At 69.0% G+C, this 19135-nt stretch carries 22 protein-coding genes and 1 tRNA gene; 19 read left to right on the top strand and 4 right to left on the bottom strand.

Annotation, left to right across the window (positions count from 1 at the left end):
- Positions 1-723: 723 nt before the first annotated feature.
- Entirely contained in the window at positions 724-1809 is a 1086-nt protein-coding gene (locus ACZ6D7_RS09670; protein WP_469486240.1) for a DUF1152 domain-containing protein, read from the bottom strand.
- A gap of 81 nt (positions 1810-1890) precedes the next feature.
- Here ACZ6D7_RS09670 and ACZ6D7_RS09665 point away from each other — a divergent pair, with 81 nt between their 5' ends.
- From ACZ6D7_RS09665 to ACZ6D7_RS09655, 3 genes are all read left to right on the top strand, one after another.
- On the top strand, positions 1891-2631 hold the full coding sequence (locus ACZ6D7_RS09665; RefSeq protein WP_469486233.1) for a GntR family transcriptional regulator: 741 nt from the start codon (positions 1891-1893) through the stop codon (positions 2629-2631).
- Positions 2632-2905: 274 nt separating this feature from the next.
- Positions 2906-3343, top strand: a complete 438-nt coding sequence (locus ACZ6D7_RS09660; RefSeq protein ID WP_469486231.1) for an ATP-binding protein — start codon at positions 2906-2908, stop codon at positions 3341-3343.
- 83 nt (positions 3344-3426) lie between these two features.
- Complete coding sequence (locus tag ACZ6D7_RS09655; protein ID WP_469486228.1) at positions 3427-4155, top strand: GntR family transcriptional regulator; 729 nt, start codon at positions 3427-3429, stop codon at positions 4153-4155.
- Between the two features lie 40 nt (positions 4156-4195).
- Here ACZ6D7_RS09655 and ACZ6D7_RS09650 read toward each other — a convergent pair whose 3' ends face one another.
- A complete protein-coding gene (locus ACZ6D7_RS09650) occupies positions 4196-4411 on the bottom strand; it encodes a hypothetical protein (protein WP_469486222.1) in 216 nt (71 codons plus the stop codon).
- A 367-nt stretch (positions 4412-4778) separates the two neighbouring features.
- On the opposite strand from ACZ6D7_RS09650, the gene ACZ6D7_RS09645 reads away from it, so the two are divergent.
- From ACZ6D7_RS09645 to ACZ6D7_RS09595, 11 genes are all read left to right on the top strand, one after another.
- On the top strand, positions 4779-5135 hold the full coding sequence (locus ACZ6D7_RS09645) for an SCO3933 family regulatory protein (RefSeq protein WP_469486217.1): 357 nt from the start codon (positions 4779-4781) through the stop codon (positions 5133-5135).
- An 11-nt stretch (positions 5136-5146) separates the two neighbouring features.
- The gene (locus tag ACZ6D7_RS09640; RefSeq protein ID WP_469486214.1) at positions 5147-6532 is read left to right on the top strand and encodes an FtsK/SpoIIIE domain-containing protein; all 1386 of its coding nucleotides are present in this window, start codon (positions 5147-5149) and stop codon (positions 6530-6532) included.
- 3 nt (positions 6533-6535) lie between these two features.
- On the top strand, positions 6536-7165 hold the full coding sequence (locus tag ACZ6D7_RS09635; RefSeq protein ID WP_469486211.1) for a DUF2637 domain-containing protein: 630 nt from the start codon (positions 6536-6538) through the stop codon (positions 7163-7165).
- 19 nt (positions 7166-7184) lie between these two features.
- A complete protein-coding gene (locus tag ACZ6D7_RS09630) occupies positions 7185-7385 on the top strand; it encodes a hypothetical protein (protein WP_469486206.1) in 201 nt (66 codons plus the stop codon).
- The gene (locus ACZ6D7_RS09625; protein ID WP_079660807.1) at positions 7385-7576 is read left to right on the top strand and encodes a mobile element transfer protein; all 192 of its coding nucleotides are present in this window, start codon (positions 7385-7387) and stop codon (positions 7574-7576) included. The genes ACZ6D7_RS09630 and ACZ6D7_RS09625 overlap by 1 nt, the downstream gene beginning before the upstream one ends.
- Positions 7577-7585: 9 nt before the next feature.
- The gene (locus tag ACZ6D7_RS09620; protein ID WP_037680541.1) at positions 7586-7780 is read left to right on the top strand and encodes a hypothetical protein; all 195 of its coding nucleotides are present in this window, start codon (positions 7586-7588) and stop codon (positions 7778-7780) included.
- Between the two features lie 13 nt (positions 7781-7793).
- Positions 7794-8036 carry a SpdD protein gene (locus tag ACZ6D7_RS09615; RefSeq protein ID WP_469486197.1) on the top strand — a complete coding sequence of 81 codons (243 nt, stop codon included), beginning with the start codon at positions 7794-7796 and terminating at the stop codon, positions 8034-8036.
- A 130-nt stretch (positions 8037-8166) separates the two neighbouring features.
- Positions 8167-9489: a replication initiator gene (locus tag ACZ6D7_RS09610; protein ID WP_469486194.1), complete on the top strand. Its 1323-nt coding sequence runs from the start codon at positions 8167-8169 to the stop codon at positions 9487-9489.
- Positions 9489-9659: a helix-turn-helix transcriptional regulator gene (locus ACZ6D7_RS09605; RefSeq protein ID WP_469487894.1), complete on the top strand. Its 171-nt coding sequence runs from the start codon at positions 9489-9491 to the stop codon at positions 9657-9659. Before ACZ6D7_RS09610 ends, ACZ6D7_RS09605 begins: the two co-directional genes overlap by 1 nt.
- Positions 9656-11029 carry a tyrosine-type recombinase/integrase gene (locus ACZ6D7_RS09600; protein WP_469486191.1) on the top strand — a complete coding sequence of 458 codons (1374 nt, stop codon included), beginning with the start codon at positions 9656-9658 and terminating at the stop codon, positions 11027-11029. The genes ACZ6D7_RS09605 and ACZ6D7_RS09600 overlap by 4 nt, the downstream gene beginning before the upstream one ends.
- A 107-nt stretch (positions 11030-11136) precedes the next feature.
- Positions 11137-12006 carry a nuclease-related domain-containing protein gene (locus ACZ6D7_RS09595; RefSeq protein WP_469486187.1) on the top strand — a complete coding sequence of 290 codons (870 nt, stop codon included), beginning with the start codon at positions 11137-11139 and terminating at the stop codon, positions 12004-12006.
- Positions 12007-12067: 61 nt separating this feature from the next.
- Here ACZ6D7_RS09595 and ACZ6D7_RS09590 read toward each other — a convergent pair whose 3' ends face one another.
- Together ACZ6D7_RS09590 and ACZ6D7_RS09585 are read right to left on the bottom strand one after the other, a co-directional pair.
- A complete protein-coding gene (locus ACZ6D7_RS09590) occupies positions 12068-12700 on the bottom strand; it encodes a hypothetical protein (protein ID WP_469486184.1) in 633 nt (210 codons plus the stop codon).
- A gap of 277 nt (positions 12701-12977) precedes the next feature.
- Positions 12978-13049: transfer RNA gene (locus ACZ6D7_RS09585), tRNA-Arg, on the bottom strand.
- Positions 13050-13233: 184 nt separating this feature from the next.
- Here ACZ6D7_RS09585 and ACZ6D7_RS09580 point away from each other — a divergent pair.
- The 5 genes from ACZ6D7_RS09580 (at position 13234) to thrC (ending at position 19040) form a co-directional block, all read left to right on the top strand.
- Positions 13234-13713, top strand: a complete 480-nt coding sequence (locus ACZ6D7_RS09580; RefSeq protein ID WP_469486180.1) for a response regulator — start codon at positions 13234-13236, stop codon at positions 13711-13713.
- 348 nt (positions 13714-14061) lie between these two features.
- On the top strand, positions 14062-15084 hold the full coding sequence (nrtL, locus tag ACZ6D7_RS09575) for an ArgS-related anticodon-binding protein NrtL (RefSeq protein ID WP_469486177.1): 1023 nt from the start codon (positions 14062-14064) through the stop codon (positions 15082-15084).
- A 26-nt stretch (positions 15085-15110) separates the two neighbouring features.
- The gene (gene lysA, locus ACZ6D7_RS09570) at positions 15111-16502 is read left to right on the top strand and encodes a diaminopimelate decarboxylase (protein ID WP_469486174.1); all 1392 of its coding nucleotides are present in this window, start codon (positions 15111-15113) and stop codon (positions 16500-16502) included.
- 174 nt (positions 16503-16676) lie between these two features.
- A complete protein-coding gene (locus tag ACZ6D7_RS09565; protein WP_469487889.1) occupies positions 16677-17975 on the top strand; it encodes a homoserine dehydrogenase in 1299 nt (432 codons plus the stop codon).
- Positions 17976-17981: 6 nt separating this feature from the next.
- Positions 17982-19040 (top strand): threonine synthase, encoded by a 1059-nt coding sequence (gene thrC, locus ACZ6D7_RS09560; protein WP_469486170.1) that lies wholly within the window; start codon positions 17982-17984, stop codon positions 19038-19040.
- The last annotated feature ends 95 nt before the right edge of the window (positions 19041-19135 follow it).

Genomic DNA, 19135 nt, shown 5'->3' with positions numbered 1-19135 from the left:
GTGAGGGCGACCGTCCCAGCGGCGATGTACCATTTTTCTGGCATCAATTGGCTGATTGCTGTGCGCGGCACGGACGGCGGCCGGGCTGGAGCGGGGCGGAGACAGGAGCGCAGGCCCGGCCGGGGGGCGGGCCGCGCGCGGGGAGCGGAGCGAGCCGCCTTGAACCCGTGAAGAAGGTTGTTACTCAGGCGCTACCTGGGATGTGTGTCCCGCGTCGGTTGAATGCGTGACGTAGTGCAGCGTCGAGTTTGGCGGGCTACCTGTAATGCTGGTCTTACGCTGGGTAGCGTTCCCTCATGGGATGGGGAGAGTTGGTCACCGCCGTCGTAGGGGTCTTGGTCGGCGTCGTTGCGACAGAGGCGGTCCATGCTCGGCGTGCCCGCATCGAGAATCCGGCGATCCGCCTCACGGTCCGCGTTGGCGGTAACGAAGCGACGTATGTGCTCAACAACCTTGGGTACGCCAGTGCTCACAAAGTAGGCGTGACGGCCGGTTATCTCCCAGAGCGGTCGCTATCGCCCCACCAGTCCGATCAAGGATTGGACAGAAGTGCCTCCTGGGGCCGAGTTGCAGTTCACGGTGCCTGCGGATCTTGCACGAACCGGCAGCGCCGTCCTCATGGTCGCGTGGCGCGAGGGTAAGGAGCCCACGACTCGCCGCCACAAGCAGCAATGGCCGATCGCGTGAAGGCCTGATGGGTCGGGATAGGCCTGGTCTCGTCAGCTACTGGAAGTACCAGAGTGGTGCCGCGTACTGCTCGGGGTGGCTGCTGATCAAGAGCTGGCGCAGGTCGTCGCGTTGCGCGCCGTTGAGGTTCAGGACCTCTGTGATGTGGCGGAACGTCGTGTGGGTGACCCCGCGGCTTCGGGCCTCGGTCGCGAACTCGTCGAGCTGGGACAGCACGGTGTCGGGATTGAGCTTCACCGCCGGCTGGTCCTTGAGCCATGCGGCCTTGTTGCGTTCGTAGTCGATTTCCGAGTAGCCGCAGACCTCGCGGCTGCGTGCCTCGACGTCGTCCAGGGTGGCAGTCGACAGGATGGCGCGAGCCAGCTGGTTGCGGTTCAGGGCCTCATCCAGGTCGACCTTGTGCACCGTCGGGCCCTCGTCCGTGAGTGGAATGAGGAGTCCCGCGTCTCGTACCTCGCAGCGGCCTCGCACCCCTCGCGCTGTTGCAGCGAGCATCCCGGTTGCTTCGGAGGGGTGCCATTCCAGCACCGAGCTGACCGGCTCCGTGTCCTTCGCGGTGAAGGTGTGGACGAGGGGACCGAACAGGCTGCGCACCTCGTCGAGCGGAAGCTCACCGTCCAAGCCGGGGCCTGCGACCAGTAGCCGTATAGGCGCGTTCACCTGGCAGCACGCGGCCAGGGTCAAGGCGTCGGCAAGTGGGCTCTTGAGCGTTGGTTCGTCGCCTCGCGCCAGAATGTCGCCACCCACGTCCAGGAGGTCGATCGAGATCGGCTCCAAGTGGCTCACCAACTCTTCGAGTTGGCGCGTGACACCTTCGACACCGTGACTCGGGTCGATCAGCGCGAAGGTGTGCGGGAGTTCTGCCGCAAGCCGGGGGAGGGTGGATCCTGCTGGGGAGATCGGGCGGGCCGCGGCCGGCACCGAGCAGACAGACGCCGTGAGTGGTTCGAGTCCGGTGAAGTCGGATGGGCCTCGGGGACCTGGGACCGGGTCGACCAACAGGCGGTCCCACGCGTACGTGAGGATCACCGCCTGGTCGTCGCCGCCGTAGATGGCGGCGTCAAGCATTGCGGCGGCGACTGCGTCGCCCCCTCCTCCTGCTGCGACGATCAACCGCGTCATGTGCTCAACATTACGGGTTCGGCGTCTGGCCACTCACCCTATAGTGGCTAGAGGCCATAGCCACTTGGATGAGGAGGGGACATGCCTCAGATCGAAGAGGCGCAGCCGAAGTATCTCCAGATCGCTCACTACATCCGCGATCAGATCCTTCGGGGCGACCTGAGGCCGGGGGATGAGGTCCCTTCGGAGCGGCAACTGGCGGCGAACTGGAAGGTGTCCAGGCCGACGGCAGCGCGGTCGTTGGAAGCGCTGAGCCACCAGGGGCTCGTCGAGAAGCGGCAGGGGTCGGGCACATATGTGCGCAGCCTCGAAGTCAACCGTCGGGCCCGGGAGTTGTACGGCCGAGCGAGGCAGACCGGGAAGATCTACACGCCTGGCGAGTACGCCGTGATCACCTCGGCTGGTTGGCTGGATGCTCCGGATCACGTTGCCGAAGCGCTGGGCCTGGTGAAGGACCGTCGGGCGGTGCACCGCCGGCGCGTGACCAACAACCAGGACGGGCCCATCACGCTCTCTACCTCGTGGTTCGCGCCGGACATCGGGCAGCGGGCGCCCAGGCTTCTGGAGCCGGAACGGATTCAAGAGGGCACGCTGATGTACGTCGAGACCATGACGGGACGGCAGGGGAGTTACGCCGAAGACCGCATGTGTGCCCGGCAGGCGACTGGCGAGGAGGCGGAAGATCTTCAACTGGATGCCGGATCCGCGGTGTTGATCGTGCACCGCGTCGTGTTCGACCTCCAGGACCGGCCGCTGGAGTTCGCCGAAGCCACCTACCCGCCGCACCGTTGGGCGTTCGAGCAGGGGTACCCCCTCGCTTGATGGTTCGTCATTTCGGCGAACCGCTTGCACAGCGTGAGTGGCTAATGCCACTATCCATTAAGTGGCTAAGGCCACTCGAAGAAGGGGGCGCGGTGTGACGAGTCAGCGGCCGGAACAGGGCGGGCACTTACCTTGTCGAGGATGCCGCGGGCGGGGCTGGAAACGAGTCGGCTCGCGTACAGCGCTGGCGCTCTCCGCCGTCAACGACCGTGCCCGTGCCGCATCGAAACGGCGCTGCCTCGACTGCGACGGCAGCGGCAAGGAGTGAGCACGGATGGCCTACAGCATCGACCGGTATCCCTCTGAGGACTCGCCGCGACTCGGGGCGATGACCTTGTATCCCGTCGCGGAGTCTGTGTCTCTGTCCCGACGGTGGTTCCGGAAGTTCATCGCCCCGTACAACCCGGCCTGCTCGGTCGATGACTGCGTGCTGATGATCTCGGAGTTGGTGACCAATGCAATTGTCTACGGTCAGTCCGACGAGGTCTGGCGTGTTCGGGTGGAGTGGTTCCGGGAAGGGGCCTCGCTCAAGGTTGACGTGCACAACGCCGGGTTTCCGGCGAGGGTGAAGCTGCGGCGGCCCGACGCTGTCGACGCGCACGGGCGCGGTCTGCTCCTCGTCGACTCCATCGCCGACACCTGGCATTGCGGACCCAGCCGTTTCGGCGGGACCGTCGTTTCCTTCGTGATGGCCGATGCCTGGCCGGCCTGAAGGGGTACCCAGGTTCTCTTCTATATGCACTGCCGCTAGTCTGGTTGACCAGTTGACTTGGCCAATCTCTGCGGGCGGCACTCATGGCGTATGAAGTGGAGGCACCTAAGTACGTACGCCTCGCCCAGACGATCCAGCACCGCATCGAGGATGGCACGTACCCACCGGGCTCCAAGGTCCCCAGTGAGAATCAGCTGGTCCAGGCATTCGGAATGTCCCGCCCGACCGTCGTGCGAGCCCTTGAGCTGCTGAAGCGGGATGGCTGGCTGGAGTCCCGGCAGGGGTACGGAACGATCGTGCGCGGGCGTCCCGCGGTCGTCGAGCGGAAGGACCGCCGGGGGAGCGAGGTGCTCGCGCGGGACGAGTCACAGACACCGGGGCGGCTGGTCGAGGTCGGCAGTGTGCCCGTGCCTCCGCGCGTTGCCTCCGTGCTTGGTCTGCCGAAGCGCGCCAAGGTGCTCATGCGTCGGTTCCTGGTCGAGGAGGATGGCGAACCCGTCGAGCTGGTCTCGTCGTACTTCCCCGCCGGCCTGGTCGAGGGCACTGAGTTGGAGAGCGCTGACCCCTTGAACGGCGGTACCCGTGCCCACCTTGAGGTACGGAAGAAGGTCCGCTTCGACTATGTGACGGAACGGGTCTCGGCTCGGCTGCCCGAGCGTGATGAGTCCGAACTTCTGGAGCTCCCGAACGGCGTGCCCGTCCTCAGTGTGCTGGTCGTTGCCTGCGATGCCTCCGGTCAAGCCCTGCAAGTCTCCGACGTACTGCTCCCCGCTGATCGGCAGGAACTCGAAGACACCTACCGGCTCAGCTGAATCTATGGGCCGGCCCGCTGCACGCCTCCCGTAGCTCGCCTCAAGCGCGTCGGTTGGCGAGCCGGTAGACCACGTATGTAAAGCCAAGAATGACGTCGACCGCCGCCCACAGAGCGACGACGAGTCCCACGCCGATGGTGGTTCCGACGTCGCTCGCGTCCTCGCAGAGCTTCAGGCTGTCGCCTGTCCGCCCTCGGCACTCTTCGGGCGTGCCGCTGGCGGTCGCGGCGCCCGCGATCACCCAGATCAGGAACAAGATCTGGACGGTCAGGAAGAGCCACAGGTAGACGCGGCGTCGCTTCTTCGGCTGGGGCGTCGTGCCGCCCTGTCTGAGGCCGCTTGGCGGGGGGCCTTGCGGCGGTGTCGGCCAGGTCTCCGGCGGTGGTGTGGACCCTTGTGAGCTGCGTGGACCCCATGACTGCGGCTCTTGAGCGCGGTGCTGTCTGCCCATGTCGCGCCCTCCTCTGGGCTGCTGACTTCATGGTGCGCGTGCGGTGTCGGTTGCGCTTGTTGGTCCAGCAACCAAGCGCCACTTGACAAGTCAACCTGGCATCCCTAACTTCGAACTTGCTAAGTCAACTTGTCAGGTGGCGAGTTGATCGATCTCAGAAGGAGAAATCTCTGTGCGTGTGATCCGAGTTGACGCCTCGACCGCGACGATCCTGCTCACCGAAGCGCCGGCACCGAAGGTGCGTGACCGGCAGACCGGTGAGATCGCCAAGGACGCCGTGAGCGGTGAGGCGCTGATGACCGTCGGCGTCGTCTTCATCGACGAGGGGGACTCGTCGCTCATCCAGGTCACCGTTCCCGAAAGCGGTGTGACGGACGGCTTGACCGTCGGTGCTCCGGTGTCCCTGCCGGGGCTCATCGCCCGGCCGTGGGAGAGCGTGTTCAACGGCCAGCAGCGGCACGGCATCGCCTACCGCGCCACCGCGATCGCGCCGGGTGCCTTCCCGGTCTCGGTCGCTCAGGCGGGCTGATCGTCGTGACCGTGACGGACCTGATCACGTTGGCCGAGCTGGGCGCGCCGCTCGCCGCGATAGGTGGCGCGGCCTACGTCCGGCACACCGACCCGGCGGCGTACTGGTCCACGGTCGGGCTGCCGGTCTCGGTGGCCCGACTGCTGGCCTCGTACTCCTCGACCATGGACTCGTGCGGCCTGACCGTTGCGCCGTCCCGGTTGCGGGTCTTGGCGATCAAGGCGACCAGCCGTCGGGAGATCCGTCCCGTTCCGCCCCGACGGGGCATCATCCGGCCCACGACGACCGGCCTGCGCGTCCGGCTCCGCCTGGCACCTGGCCAGGAACCCGCGGACGTCGCCGCCTCGGCGGAACGGCTTCGCCACGCCTGGGGCGTGCACGCCGTGTACGTGAAGGACGTGAAGCCCGGTGTCGTCGAACTGCGGCTCATCGGCTTCGACGTCCTGCGCAAGGTCCGGATGCCTCGGCGGAGCGAGGGCGAGTTCCTCCAAGTGCCGGTGGCGCTGCGGGAGGACGCGACGGCGTTCTTACGGGACTACCGCGCCGTACCGCATGAACTCGTCCTCGGCGCAACGCTGTCGGGCAAGTCCATGTACCTGCGCAACCTGATCACTAGGCTCGCCCGACAGCCCGTCGCCCTGGTCGGCATCGACTGCAAGCGGGGCGTCGAGCTGGCGCCGTTCGCCTCCCGCTTTGCCGCGCTGGCGACCGACCCGGACGAGGCCGCCGAGCTGCTGCCGGTCCTGGTCAACGAAATGGAGGACCGCTACGACCTGATCAAGGCCCGGCAGGGCATCGCGCCCGGCACACCCGACGAGGAGATCACCTCGGACATCTGGGGCCTGCCTGAGAGCGAACGCCCCGTGCCCGTCGTGCTGTTCGTCGACGAGGTGGCCGAACTCTTCCTCGTCGCCACGCGCAAGGACGAGGAACGGCGGGACGAGATGGTCACCCACCTCATCCGGCTCGCCCAGCTCGGCCGCGCGGCCGGCATCTACCTGGAAGTCTGCGGGCAGCGCTTCGGCGCCGAGCTGGGCAAGGGCGCGACCATGCTCAGGGCCCAGCTCACCGGCCGCGTCTGCCACCGCGTCAACGACGAAGCCTCGGCCAAGATGGCACTGGGCGACATCGCCCCCGAAGCGGTCTACGCCTCCTGCACCATCGCCGCCGAGCTGCCGGGCCTTGCCGTGGCCGGTGACACGTCCGGCGGCTGGTCCCGCATCCGCACTCCCCACCTGTCCCTCGCCGCCGCTGCGGCCACCTGCCGCGACACGGCCCACCTCGCCCCGGACGTTCCGGCGCTCGCGCCCTTCCGGCCATACGTCCCGCCCGTCGCCCTCGACACCCCTAACCCGGTGCCCACCGCGCGCCTGGCCCGCGAAACAGCGGGGGAGTGAGCGATGCGCACCCACCGGATCCGAGTCGACCCGGTTCTGGTCCAAGCGGCCATCGCCGCGGCGCTCTCCTTCGCCCACCTGCACGACCTCGCCGCGGCGGCCGGACAGGACGGATGGAAGGCGTGGGCCTACCCGGTCAGCGTCGACCTGCTCCTCGTCGCAGCCTGGCGACGGCTGCGGTCCGGTACGGCGAAAGCCTCGGGCTGGTGCTGGTTCACCGTCGCCCTGGCCGCGTCACTCGGGGCCAACGTCGCCACCGCCGGACTGCTCGACCTCGGCGACGTACCGGCCTGGCTGCGCATCCTCGTCGCCGGCTGGCCCGCGGTCGCCTTCCTCGGCGGAACGCTCCTCGCCCACGGCACCCCGGACCGCGACCAGGTGCCGGAACCGGAACAGGACGAGGCACCCGCCCCGCCGGTCATGTCCACCGCACCTGAGCTACCCGCCGCCGACCCGTGGCCGTCCGCATCGCCGGCCGCCGCGCCTGTCCCACCCGCTCTCGTCGCCCTCGCTCGCAAGGTCGCAGACGACCACCGAGCCCGGACCGGGACGGACATCGATACGCCGACCCTTCGCGCCCGGCTGGGCGTCCCGCTCCCGCTCGCCGAAGCCATCGCCACTCAACTCACCTGACCCCGGAGGATTTTCCACCTTGCGTCCGTCCACGCTCCGCGCGCTCAAGCGTGCTGCCGAGCTGACACGTCAGAACCGCCTCACCGAAGCCGTGCTCATCGCCGAACCGGTGATCCTCGCCGCCGACACCTACGAGGGCGACGAGATCTTGCGCTGGCTCGCCGACCACGCCGCCGACTTCACCGGCGAGAACCACAACGACCCGAAGGAGCTGCCCTGATGCCCGCCAACCGCCGCTTCCGCAACGTCGTCCGCATCGGCCCCGTCCAGGTCGGCACCGCCTACGACGGCCGTGGACGCGAGAAGCACACCGCCGTGTGCACCGCCCCGCGCTGCGACTTCTCCAACGACTACGACACCCGCGCCGCCGCCGAACTCGCCGCCCGCACCCACCGCTGCCGCGTCCGCTGAGGAGAACCGGTGACCGTCTCGCTCCCGCTCGTCTTCGTCCTGGGCGTCATCGCCTGGGCCGCGATCAAGTTCCTCGGCGTCCGCATGTGGGTCGCCGTCGTGATCGCCCTGTTCGGCTTCTGGCTCTCCCACACCTTCCTCGCCCCCGCCATCGAGTCCGGCACCCGCTCCGGGGTCGGCGTCGTCAACGGCGACAACCGCTGAGAGGAGCTCCGCGATGTTCCGCCCCAAGCTGCCCGACGTCCCCACTCCGCCGTCGACCCTCGTTCCGCATCAGCATCACAGCCCGACGCCGATGACCGGCCGCTCGCTGAGCCCCTACGCGGGCCCGGTCGCGGTCGCCCTGGTCGGCGGGGTCGTCCTCACCGCGCTCCTCGCGGCCGTCGCCATCACGGCCATCTCGGTGGCCATTGCCGCCGTGGTTCTGCGCTCCCTCGTCAGCAGCTCAAACAAGCACTGACCGGCCGCCGGGGCGGCAAACGCCGCCAAGCATCCCGCCGCCCCGGAGCCGTCCCTCCCAACCGCGAAAACAGCCGAAAGGAACTCCCATCATCACCCGGCAGACTCCGCCTCCGCTGGCGGAACTCTCCATGCTGGCCTCCCTCGGCACCATGCCCGAGCTGGCCCGGCAACTCTCCGGACTGGGCGGCTGCACGCATCCCGTCCGCCTCGACGGCCACCGCACCGAGTACGCCGTAGACACGGCAACCGGCGAGATTGGCCGTACCGTGCACCACCTCGACTCGACCGCTCTCCCGGCCGGCCAACTCCTCGTCCGCTGTAACAACCGCCGCGCCACCCGCTGCGCGGCCTGCGCCGAGACCTACCGCCGGGACACGTACCACCTGATCACCGCGGGACTGCGTGGCGGCAAGGGCACCTCGGACCAGGTCGCCACTCACCCCCGCGTCTTCGCCACCTTCACCGCCCCCGGCTTCGGCCCGGTCCACAACCGCCGCACCGACGGGCGACCTTGCCGCTGCGGCACCCAGCACGCTGAGGGAGAGAGCGCGCTGGGCACACCCCTGGACCCGGACCGGTACGACTACGAAGCGGCCGTCCTCTGGAACGCCCACGCAGGGCACCTCTGGCGACGCTTCTCCATCTACCTCCGCCGCGAGATCGCCAAGCGCGTCGGTCTCACCCAACGCACTTTCCGCGACCACGCACGCGTCTCCTTCGCGAAGGTCGCCGAGTACCAGAAGCGCGGTGCCGTGCACTTCCACGCGGTCATCCGCATCGACGGCCCGGGCGGCGTCGACGCCCCACCCCCGGCCTGGGCCACGGCCGAGCTGCTCACCGAAGCGATCCGCGCTGCCGTGATCGCCTCCCGCGTCGAGGGTCCGGTGATCGACGGCCGGGCTCACACGTTCGTCTTCGGGCGTCAGCTCGACGTACGGCCGATCCGTTCCGCCGATTTCGACGGCGGCCAGGAGCTGACCGAGCGGGCCGTAGCGGCGTACATCGCGAAGTACGCGACCAAGGGTGCCGAGACGGCGACCGGCACCCTCGACCGGCCGCTCAAGTTTCTCGCCGAACTCGCCCAAGCACGCGTCTCAGAACACGCCCGACGCATGATCCGTATCGCCTGGGCCCTCGGCGCACGCCCCGAACTCGCCGAGCTTCGCTTACGTGCCTGGGCTCACATGCTCGGCTTCCGCGGCCACTTCTCCACCAAGTCCCGCCGCTACTCCACCACCCTCGGCGCCCTCCGCGACGCTCGCGCCGAATGGCGTCGATCCCAAGCGGCTGTCCCTGCGAAGGAGCCGGCCCCGGAAACGACCCTCGTCCTCTCGCACTGGGTCTTCGCCGGAACCGGCCTGAGCAGTGCCGAAGCCTGGCTCGCTGCGTCCCTCGAACCCGCACCCGGAACGGAAGGAGAACCGACGTGGACGCCCGTCGCGACGAGCTGATGACCGTTCGCCAAGTCCTGGACGAGCTGGGCGGAGTCTCTCGCCGCACCTTCTACCGCTGGCGGGAGCTGGGGCACGGGCCGGCCGCCTTCAAACTTCCCAACGGAGAGCTCCGGGTGTGGCGGAGCGACTTCACCACGTGGCTGCGACAGATGGAGGCGGCGGCGTGAAGTCTCTCGACGTGAAGGTCTGGGGCGTCCGCAAGCGGGACACTAAAACGCCCTCGTACGGTGTCCGGTGGTCCGTCGCGGGCAACGTGTTCTCGGAGTCCTTCCGCACGAAGGCGCTCGCCGACCACTACCGCACGAAGCTCATGCGAGCGATGCGCGATGGTGAGGAGTTCGACGCGGAGTCAGGGCTTCCGGCCTCGATGGAAGAGAAGAAGTCGGCCGTGTCGTGGTACGCCTTCGCCCTCCGATACGTCGCCATGAAATGGCCCCATGCCGCCCCCAATACGAGAGATGGCATCAACGAATCCCTCACCAGCGTGACGCTGGAGCTCCTCGACGAGCGAGTTGGACGGCCGTCCGACGAGGTGATTCGCAAAGTGCTGCGCAACTGGGCCTTCGTGTTGCCGGGGCCCGACGATCGGGAAGTCCCGGACGACGTGCGGAACGTTCTGCACTGGGTGTCCAAGACCTCCCGACCGCTCGCCGATCTTGCTGAGCCCGCCACGGCCCGCGCGGTCCTCGACTCGCTGAAGCTCAAGCTCGACGGCACGGCGGCAGCGGCAGAGACCGTGCGGCGCAAGCGTCGGACGCTCGTCAATGCCGCGAACTACGCGGTCGACCTGGGGGAGCTGCGCGAGAACCCCATCACTGCGGTTCGCTGGCAGAAACCGAAGGTGTCCAATCAGGTGGACCCGCGCGTAGTCGCCAACCCGGAGCAGGCTCGCAATCTCCTGGCGGCCGTCTCCTACGTGGGCGGATACCGACGTGCCCGCGGCCGTCGTCTCGTGGGTCTGTTCGCCGCGATGTACTTCGGTGGCCTTCGGCCGGCTGAAGCGGTCGGTCTCGCCGAGATGGACCTGATCCTCCCCGAACAGGGCTGGGGCTCTGCGGTGCTCCACCGAACGCGCCCGTCGGTCGGCAAGCAGTGGACCGACTCGGGGGAGACCCACGATGACCGCGGGCTGAAGAACCGGCCGACCGAGGACGTCCGGCGGGTTCCCATTCCGCCTCACCTCGTCGCCGTGTTCCGTGAGCACCTGGCCACCTTTGGCACGGCGGACGACGGGCGCCTGTTCTTCAGCGAGAAGGGCTCGGTCGTCCCGTCCTCCACCTACTACCGCGTCTGGCAAGAGGCCCGGCTCCTCGCGCTCCCGCCGGCCGCCGCCTCCTCGCCGCTCGCGATTCGGCCGTACGACCTCCGTCACTCCGCACTGTCCACGTGGCTCAACGCCGGCGTCGACCCGACCGAGGTCGCCGAGCGCGCCGGCAACAGCGTCGAGGTGCTGCTGACCCGCTACGCGAAGTGCCTCGACGGACGGCAGGACGTCGCCAACCGGCGTATCGAGGATCTGCTCCGCGAATACGAGTGAAACACGCTGCACCCCACCGAGGCCCCGGGCAACTTGTCCGGGGCCTCTCTCGTCTTGAGCCCTGCCTGCTGCGACGCTTCGAACCGAGAGCGGACGAGGGGGGACTCGTGGAGCTGAAGGTCACGCGCTGGAAGCGGTACGGACATGATCGCCTGTACGCGAACCTGCCTGAAGGCACGGCGGTCGGTTGGGCGGATGTGAAGACGGGGGACATCACGGTCCTGATCGCAGAGTATCGCGACGACGTGATCGCCGTGCTGACTGATCACTTACGGAACAACCCCGAACCGGTCGCGCCGCAGAAGACGCCTAGGACGCCCAAGGCTGAGGGGCCCCCGCTGCTGCCGCCTCTGACGGCGGCCGACGACCTGTCCGCCAACCGTCCCGGTGAGTCTCTGCTCGACAAATCCGGGCCAGGCCTGATCAAGCGAGTCGTCTTACAGCTCCTGCGGCGCCCCGCCGAGTGGGACTCCTGGCGGAAGGGCCTGGCGGGGGAGCGGCGGGTGGGAGCCGAGCTGAACCGCTTGGAGCGGCACGGCTGGCGCGTCCTCCATTCCATCCTCTTGGCCGACAAGGTGGACGTGGACCACCTGCTGATCGGGCCCGGTGGCGTGTTCAGCATCAATACGAAACACCATCACAAGAGGGCTGTATGGGTCGGCGACGACTCCGTGAAGGTGGCTCACGGAAAGCCGGCGCCCTATGCGCGTAAGAGCAGGGCTGAGGCCAAGCGGGTAGCCCGAGTGCTTGAGCGCTACTGCGGTTTTCCCGTACCAGTGCAGCCGGTGCTCGTTTTCGTGGGCGTGACTGATTTGAAGGTGGTTGCCACGCAGCTCAGCGTGCGCGTGTACCGGGAGCGTGAGGTGGCGGCACTGGCGCCGCTCTCAGGGGTGCTGACAGTCGAGCAGGTCGAGCAGGTATACGGCGTCGCACGCCATCGCCAGGCTTGGAGCCAGGTCCCGCCGGCGGCGACATGACCTTGCTCGTGTTTGAGGGCTGTGGCGTGATGCTCAGAGGCCTCGTCGTTTCCTTGGCCCGTCAAGCAGGCCGGGTCGCCCGCGCCTGTTCGGAGGAGAGCAGACGTTCAAGGTTCCTTCGCTCGGCATCGAGCGCGGCGAGTATTCGTGTGCAGGTGCGTTCGAAGTCGGGTTCGACCTCGACACCGAGGTCATGGCGCAGAGTGACCCGAAGCAGATACACCCCGTCGGACATTGGGCCGCTGAACCAAGCTTTGGCACGGCTGTACGACTCGTCCGGGTCAGGACTGTTCGGCAACTGCTTGACTACGGAATACCCGACTCCGAGCGCCCTGTTGAGGATCGAAACAATCTCGTGGACATACTTCGGCAGCGCCATCTGCGCCGAAGAGTATTGCTCCAACCAAGCGTCCCTGGCGGTGTCAAGGACTGCTGGCTCGACGGTTTCACCACGCTCGGCAGCTCGGACGGAGTCTCGGGCAGCAACCCGGTAAGCGCGAGCCGTGGTGTTCAGGCGAGCATAGAGATCCCGTCTGGCTTCCTGCGCTCGGTCGTGACGGTCCTCTGCTCGTTCACGATCCGCGCGCTGGTTCTGCTCCCGGGTGACGCGCTGGCTGAGCAGGGCTCCGCCCAGAGTTCCGCCGAGCGTTCCTCCGACACCGATGAGCGCAACTGCAAGCGTGGTCACGTCCACGAGATCCCCCACCTCGTCCGATCTTTTGCCCGCCGGCAGCGGTCGTCAGTCTTCCCACCCTCGACGCCGTCCACTACCGGGACGACGATAGCGAGCCGCGCGGCTGCTCGACTTCGATGCGCTGCGCCACCTGCGGGAATGCCTCAAGGTCCCGTCCACGCCTCGTCCACAGACGCCGACATACGGCCGCTCCGGGCTGCATCCGCCTGCACATACGCGAAGACCCCGGCCTCAGCGTTTCCGCTGGTGACGGGGTCTTTGGACACCGTATGAAGGGTGCCCCCGGCAGGATTCGAACCTGCGCACACGGCTCCGGAGGCCGTTGCTCTATCCCCTGAGCTACGGGGGCGTGTCGGTCGGGAGGGTGTTGCTCGCGGCGACGGGTAGAACACTACCAGCTTGGTCGGGGTGGTCAGGAACGGGTTTCCGGGGGTGGTCGCCCGCACGGGGTGGAAGTGGGGAAAACCCGGACGCGGTGGCCGGTGCGGACCTACTCTCGAGTTGTGCCAGGCGCGTCGGGTCGGGTGCTTGTTGTGGACGACAACAAGGTCATCCGGCAGCTGATCAGGGTCAATCTCGAGCTGGAGGGTCTCGAGGTCGTGACCGCGTCCGATGGTGCCGAGTGTCTGGAAGTCGTTCATCAGGTGCGACCGGATGTCGTCACCCTTGATGTCGTCATGCCTCGACTGGACGGTCTGCGGACCGCCGCTCGGCTGCGTTCCGATCCGAGGACGCGTGATCTTCCCCTCGCCATCATCAGTGCGTGTACGCAGTACGAGGTCGAGACCGGGCTCGAGGTCGGTGTCGACGCCTTTCTCGCCAAGCCGTTCGAGCCCCACGAACTCGTCACCCTCGTACGGCAGTTGCTTGAGCGGGAGCGGGAGCGGGAGCGGGAGCGGCCGGGTGGCGACCCCGATGCCGGGAGGGATGGCGTGGGGCTCGGTCTCGGGCTGGGCACCGTGCTCGGCGCTGGGCAGGGGAGCGGGGCCACCGGAGGGCAGGGAGGGGAGTAGGGGACCGGCCGACCTCGTGCGCGGTCCCGCCGCGATCCCGCCATCCCCTTGTCGCCACCCGCACCGCCGTTGTCGCCATCCGCACTCCCGCCGTCCCTCGGCCGCTTTACCTGCCCGCCTTACCGCACCCCCGCCGTCCCTCGGCCGCCTTGCCTGCCCGCCTTACCGCACCCCCGCCGTCCCTCGGCCGCCTTGCCTGCCCGCCCTCCCGCACCCCCGCCCTCCCTCGGCCGCTATACCTGCTCGCCCTACCGCACCCCCGCCACCCCCGCCCCCCACCGTCCACATCCCGGGACCTCGCCCAAACCGGCTCGCCTACCCACCCCCCTCCTCCCATACGCTTGTCCCGTGACCCCCGTCGAGCTCTCCCGTACCGTGCTGTGCGCGGTGCGTCGTGCTGTCGACGCGGGGGAGCTGAGTGTCGTCGTGCCCGAGCGGGCCGTTGTCACGCCGCCGGGGCCGGGTGGTTCGGGGGACTACGCGACCAACATCGCTCTCCAACTGGCCAAGCCCGCCGGACAACCCCCGTTGCGCGTCGCCGAGGTGCTCCGGCCGTACCTCGCCCGCGCCGAGGGCGTCACCGGCGTCGAGATCACCGGGCCCGGCTTCCTCAACATCAGCCTCGACCACGCCGCCGTTTCCACCGCCCTCGTCCGGCGGATCCGCCGAGAGGGGACGCGGTACGGGCACACCGACGCCCTCGCCGGTCAGGTCTACGTGCTGCGGGTGCCCTACGAGGTCCGTGCCGAGGTCGTCGCCGACGTGCTCGCGCGGATGGTCGGCTCGCAGGGCGGGCGGGTCGAGGTCGAGCATCGGGAACCCGCCAATGTCCGGCCCGTCCCGGCTTCCGAGGATCCCACCCCGCTCGGCCCCGACGCCGCGCGCTGGGCCCTGTTGCACCCCGCTCCGCACGACCGGCCCCGGGTCACCGCCGATCACCTGGTCCAGCGGGAGGGCAACCCCCTCTTCCGGGTCCGTTACGCCCACGCCCGCACCCGGGCCGTGAGCCGTAATGCCACCGCCCTCGGGTTCGCCGCCGAGCCCGGCACCGGACTCCTTCCCCTCCTCCCTCCCCTCCTCCCTCCCCTCCTGCTTCACCCCCTTCTCCCTCTTCTCACCGACTACCCCCGCATCCTCGCCACCGCCGCCCCCCTCCCCCGTCCCGACGGCATCGGCGCCCCCGCCCGGCTCGCCCGGCATCTGGTCGCCGTCGCCGACGCCACGCTCGAGCTGCTGCCCGCGACCCTCCCCCGTGGTGAGGAGAAACCCACGGCCGCCCACCGGGCCCGGCTCGCGCTCGCCGAAGCCGCCGGGACGGTGCTGGCCGGCGGTCTGTCCCTGCTCGGCATCGACGCACCCGACCACCTCTGAACCATCTCTGAGAGAGCACGCCGAAGATGAGCCGATCCGCCCACCCCGCCGGGCCCCGTCACGCCGATGTCCTCCCCGAGGGCCACTACTCAGGCCCGCCCACCGACCTCAACGCCCTTGACGCCAAGGTGTGGGCGCAGACGGTCGCGCGCGACGGCGACGGTGTCCTCACCGTCGGCGGTGTCGACGTCAAGGCGCTCGCCGAGGAGCACGGCACCCCCGCCTACGTCCTCGACGAGGCCGACTTCCGGGCCCGTGCCCGTGCGTGGCGCACCGCGTTCGGGGCCGACGCCGACGTCTTCTACGCCGGCAAGGCGTTCCTGTCCCGCGCGGTCGTGCGGTGGCTGCACGAGGAGGGGCTCAACCTCGACGTCTGCTCGGGCGGCGAACTCGCCACCGCCCTGTCCGCCGGGATGCCCGCCGACCGCATCGCCCTGCACGGCAACAACAAGTCCGTGGCAGAGATCGAGAGGGCCATCCACGCCGGTGTCGGGCGGATCGTCCTCGACTCCTTCCAGGAGATCGTGCGGGTCGCGCACATCGCGCAGTCCCTGGGGAAGCGGCAGCGGGTGCAGATCCGGATCACCGTCGGGGTCGAGGCGCACACGCACGAGTTCATCGCCACCGCCCACGAGGACCAGAAGTTCGGGATCCCGCTGGCCGGCGGACAGGCCGCCGAGGCCGTACGGCGGGCCCTTCAGCTCGACGGTCTTGAGCTGATCGGGATCCACAGCCACATCGGCTCGCAGATCTTCGACATGTCGGGCTTCGAGGTCGCCGCGCACCGGGTCGTCGGCCTGCTCAAGGACATCCGCGACGAGCACGGCGTCGAGCTGCCCGAGATCGACCTCGGCGGCGGGCTCGGGATCGCGTACACCAGCGCCGACGACCCGCGCGAACCGCACGAGATCGCCAAGGCGCTCACCGAGATCGTCACCCGTGAGTGTGAGGCGGCGCGGCTGCGCACGCCGCGTATCTCCGTCGAGCCGGGGCGCGCCATCGTCGGGCCCACCGCCTTCACGCTCTACGAGGTCGGCACCATCAAGCCACTGGACGGCCTGCGGACGTACGTCTCCGTCGACGGCGGGATGTCGGACAACATCCGCACCGCGCTGTACGACGCGGAGTACAGCGTCTCCCTCGTCTCCCGCACCTCCGACGCCGAGCCGATGCTCGCCCGAGTCGTCGGCAAGCACTGCGAGAGCGGGGACATCGTGGTCAAGGACGCGTTCCTGCCGGGCGACCTGGCACCGGGTGACCTGATCGCCGTACCGGCGACGGGTGCGTACTGCCGGTCCATGGCGAGCAACTACAACCACGTGCCGCGGCCGCCGGTCGTCGCCGTGGCCGACGGCGCGTCGCGGGTCATCGTCCGCCGGGAGACGGAGGAGGACCTGCTGCGGCTCGACGTCGGGTAGGCAGGAGTTCCGTGAGAGCGGAAAAGATGAAGAAACAGGGGCGGGAGAATCTTCGGTCCGCCGCCCCTGTGAAAATGAAATACATGTCTCACGATCCGGACCAGGGGCAGAAACTCCGGTCCGGTGAGTGAGACTGGTGCAACCGTAGACGGTATGAGGAAACGAGGTCGGATGATGCGTACGCGTCCGCTGAAGGTGGCGCTGCTGGGCTGTGGAGTGGTCGGCTCAGAGGTGGCGCGCATCATGACGACGCACGCCGACGACCTCGCCGCGAGGATCGGCGCCCCCGTGGAGCTGGCCGGTGTGGCCGTACGGCGGCCCTCCAGGGTCCGCGACGGGATCGACCCGGCCCTCGTCACCACCGACGCCACCGCCCTGGTCAAACGCGGGGACATCGACGTCGTCGTCGAGGTCATCGGCGGGATCGAGCCCGCCCGCACCCTCATCACCACCGCCTTCGAGCACGGAGCCTCGGTCGTCTCCGCCAACAAGGCGCTCCTCGCCCAGGACGGCGCCGCGCTGCACGCGGTGGCCGGCGAGCACGGCAAGGACCTCTACTACGAGGCCGCCGTCGCCGGCGCCATCCCGCTGATCCGGCCGCTGCGCGAGTCCCTCGCCGGCGACAAGATCAACCGGGTGATGGGCATCGTCAACGGGACGACCAACTTCATCCTCGACAAGATGGACTCCACGGGCGCCGGCTACCAGGAGGCCCTCGACGAGGCCACCGCCCTCGGATACGCGGAGGCCGACCCGACCGCCGACGTCGAGGGCTTCGACGCCGCCGCCAAGGCCGCCATCCTCGCCGGGATCGCCTTCCACACGCGCGTGCGTCTCGACGACGTCTACCGCGAGGGCATGACCGAGGTCACCGCGGCCGACTTCGCCTCCGCCAAGGAGATGGGCTGCACCATCAAGCTGCTCGCCATCTGTGAGCGGGCCGCCGACGGGGGGTCCGTGACCGCGCGGGTGCACCCCGCCATGATTCCGTTGAGCCACCCGCTCGCCTCGGTGCGCGGCGCCTACAACGCCGTGTTCGTCGAGTCGGACGCGGCCGGGCAGCTCATGTTCTACGGCCCCGGCGCCGGCGGTGCCCCCACCGCCTCCGCCGTGCTCGGCGACCTCGTCGCCGTGTGCCGCAACCGGCTCAGCGGGGCGACGGGGCCCGGCGAGTCGGCGTACGCCGCCCTGACGGTGTCGCCCATGGGCGAGGTCGTCACGCGCTACCACATCAGTCTGGACGTGGCCGACAAACCGGGTGTTCTCGCCCAGGTGGCCACCGTGTTCGCGGAGCACGGCGTGTCCATCGATACGGTGCGCCAGCAAGGACGGCAGGACGGAGGCGGCGAGGCCTCTCTCGTCGTCGTCACCCACCGCGCGTCCGACGCCTCCCTCACCGGGACCGTCGAGGCGTTGCGCAAGCTCGACACCGTGCGGGGTGTCGCCAGCATCATGCGGGTTGAAGGAGAGTAACCAGCAATGACCCACCAGTGGCGCGGAATCATCGAGGAGTACCGGGACCGGCTGCCGGTATCCGACAGCACGCCCGTCGTGACGCTCCGTGAGGGCGGCACGCCCCTCGTGCCCGCGCAGGTGCTCTCCGAGCGCACGGGCTGCGAGGTCCACCTGAAGGTGGAGGGCGCCAACCCCACCGGCTCCTTCAAGGACCGCGGTATGACCATGGCCATCAGCCGGGCCAAGGAGGAGGGCGCGAAGGCGGTCATCTGCGCCTCCACCGGCAACACCTCAGCCTCCGCCGCCGCGTACGCGGTGCGCGCCGGGATGGTCTCCGCCGTGCTCGTGCCGCAGGGGAAGATCGCGCTCGGCAAGATGGGCCAGGCCCTCGTCCACGGCGCGAAGATCCTCCAGGTCGACGGCAACTTCGACGACTGCCTCACCCTCGCCCGCAAGCTGAGCGACAACTACCCGGTGGCGCTGGTCAATTCGGTCAACCCGGTGCGTATCGAGGGGCAGAAGACGGCCGCGTTCGAGATCGTGGACATGCTGGGCGACGCCCCGGACATCCATGTCCTGCCGGTCGGCAACGCGGGCAACATCACCGCGTACTGGAAGGGCTACCGGGAGTACGCCGCCGACGGTGTCGCCGCGCAGACGCCCCGTATGTGGGGTTTCCAGGCGTCCGGCAGCGCCCCGATCGTGCGCGGCGAGGTCGTCAAGGACCCGTCGACCATCGCCACCGCCATCCGTATCGGCAACCCGGCGTCCTGGCAGCTCGCGCTGGCCGCGCGGGACGAGTCCGGCGGGTTCATCGACGAGGTGACGGACCGTGAGATCCTGCGCGCCTACCGGCTGTTGGCCGCTCAGGAGGGCGTCTTCGTCGAGCCCGCGTCCGCCGCGTCCGTGGCCGGTCTGCTGAAGGCGGCCGAGCAGGGCAAGGTCGACCCGGGCCAGCGGATCGTCTGCACGGTCACCGGCAACGGTCTGAAGGACCCCGACTGGGCCGTCGCCGGCGCACCGCAGCCGGTCACCGTCCCGGTCGACGCGGCGACGGCGGCCGAGCGCCTCGGACTCGCGTAACTCTCGCGTAACCGGTGTACTTCGCGTAACTGGCGACGTCGCGTACCTCGCGCAAGCGGTCCGGGCGGCTCCTGACGCCGCCCGGCTGCGACCCG

The organism is Streptomyces sp. NPDC041784 (genome assembly GCF_055591025.1).
The sequence above is the reverse complement of the archived record's forward strand: the minus strand, read 5'-3'. Positions and strand labels throughout refer to the sequence as shown.

What these genes read in the sequence shown, in the direction of transcription:
- ACZ6D7_RS09660 (WP_469486231.1), top strand. Translation starts at nt 2,906, where the DNA reads ATGGCCTACAGCATCGACCGGTATCCCTCTGAGGACTCGCCGCGACTC.
- ACZ6D7_RS09655 (WP_469486228.1), top strand. Translation starts at nt 3,427, where the DNA reads ATGGCGTATGAAGTGGAGGCACCTAAGTACGTACGCCTCGCCCAGACG.
- thrC (WP_469486170.1), top strand. Translation starts at nt 17,982, where the DNA reads ATGACCCACCAGTGGCGCGGAATCATCGAGGAGTACCGGGACCGGCTG.
- ACZ6D7_RS09565 (WP_469487889.1), top strand. Translation starts at nt 16,677, where the DNA reads ATGCGTACGCGTCCGCTGAAGGTGGCGCTGCTGGGCTGTGGAGTGGTC.
- ACZ6D7_RS09625 (WP_079660807.1), top strand. Translation starts at nt 7,385, where the DNA reads ATGCCCGCCAACCGCCGCTTCCGCAACGTCGTCCGCATCGGCCCCGTC.
- lysA (WP_469486174.1), top strand. Translation starts at nt 15,111, where the DNA reads ATGAGCCGATCCGCCCACCCCGCCGGGCCCCGTCACGCCGATGTCCTC.
- ACZ6D7_RS09670 (WP_469486240.1), bottom strand. Translation starts at nt 1,809, where the DNA reads ATGACGCGGTTGATCGTCGCAGCAGGAGGAGGGGGCGACGCAGTCGCC.
- ACZ6D7_RS09635 (WP_469486211.1), top strand. Translation starts at nt 6,536, where the DNA reads ATGCGCACCCACCGGATCCGAGTCGACCCGGTTCTGGTCCAAGCGGCC.
- ACZ6D7_RS09610 (WP_469486194.1), top strand. Translation starts at nt 8,167, where the DNA reads ATGCTGGCCTCCCTCGGCACCATGCCCGAGCTGGCCCGGCAACTCTCC.
- ACZ6D7_RS09615 (WP_469486197.1), top strand. Translation starts at nt 7,794, where the DNA reads ATGTTCCGCCCCAAGCTGCCCGACGTCCCCACTCCGCCGTCGACCCTC.
- ACZ6D7_RS09605 (WP_469487894.1), top strand. Translation starts at nt 9,489, where the DNA reads ATGACCGTTCGCCAAGTCCTGGACGAGCTGGGCGGAGTCTCTCGCCGC.
- ACZ6D7_RS09665 (WP_469486233.1), top strand. Translation starts at nt 1,891, where the DNA reads ATGCCTCAGATCGAAGAGGCGCAGCCGAAGTATCTCCAGATCGCTCAC.